Below are 1093 nucleotides of genomic sequence, written 5' to 3'. Positions count from 1 at the left end.
CGCCTGCGGCGAGGGCGCCGACCCCGCCGCCGCGAGCACCGGGACCGGCCCCTGGGGCAGCGCCCGGCGCAGTCGACCGACGTCGACCTCCCCTTCGTGCTCGGCGAGGTCCGCCCAGCGCAGACCGTCCTCGTGCTCGACGGCGACGGTCGCGTCGAGACCGCCCGCGCCGAAGGCCGCGTCGACGAGCACGGGCGAGCCGTGACGGGCAAGGACGGTCGCGGTGACGGCCGCGAGGGTGGAGACGCCCAGCCCGCCGGAGGCGCCGGTGACGATGACGATCGGGTGCATGCCCTCGACCCTGCCGCGCGAGCAAGTGCGGGGAGTCCCCCTTCGTCAGCCTGTGGACGGACCGACCGGAGCCCGCGAGCCTGTGGACGACGAGCGATGACACCGTGCCCGGAAAAGGGGACGGCCCCGGCGGGGGAGCGCCGGGCGTCAACGCGAGGGCTCGGGGGGGGAGGGAGCCGTGCGTTGGCCGCTCAACCCGAAGGGAGCAGCTGAGAACAAGAGTAACTCGCGTGAGCAGAAAGGCAATTCGGATGCGCCACGACGCGCCGAGCGGCCCTAGCCCAGGCGGCCGGCCCGCACCGAGTCGGCCACGCGCCACCCCTCCTCCGCACCGGCGACGAGCGAGTCGCCGCAGTGCGTGAGCCACAGGACGACCCCGGGCTGGCCACCGTGGACATAGCCGTTGAGCGAGCCGAGATAGGCGGGGCCGCCCTCGTGGCCGTGCCCGGCCTCGGGCACCGCCACCCCCGTCGGGTCGAGCCCGGTCGCGGCGATGAGCGCCCGCTCGACGGCCCGGGCGACGAGGCCGTTGCCCACGACGAAGGGCCGGGTCGCCGCGATCTCCGCGTGGACGATCGAGGCGACGACCAGGGCCGGGGCCTCACTGGCGTTGCGCATCAGCTCGATGATTCCGTCGAGCCGCCCACGCAGCTCGGTCCCCGTCGGGGCCGGTCCGAGGTCGCTGAACTCCTCGCACCCCTCCCCCTCGACCCGCGGCCGCCCGAGCTGGTCGCGGTCGGTGACCAGCTGCGCCGCGGCGGCGGTGTGCAGCCGGGCGAGCGCCTGCCCGGGCGACGCGGGT

1 protein-coding gene and 1 pseudogene are annotated in these 1093 nt (G+C 75.8%); both read right to left on the bottom strand.

Annotation, left to right across the window (positions count from 1 at the left end; translation table 11 throughout):
* Window positions 1–291: pseudogene (locus tag AC2W7J_RS18370) on the bottom strand (pilus assembly protein FlpE); the annotation flags it as partial.
* A gap of 276 nt (window positions 292–567) precedes the next feature.
* Window positions 568–1093 (bottom strand): Fic family protein (locus tag AC2W7J_RS18365; RefSeq protein ID WP_485984221.1); only part of this gene is annotated, 526 nt, incomplete at its 5' end.

It is taken from the genome of Janibacter sp. CFPM2_SD2 (assembly GCF_057364645.1).
The sequence above is the reverse complement of the archived record's forward strand: the minus strand, read 5'-3'. Positions and strand labels throughout refer to the sequence as shown.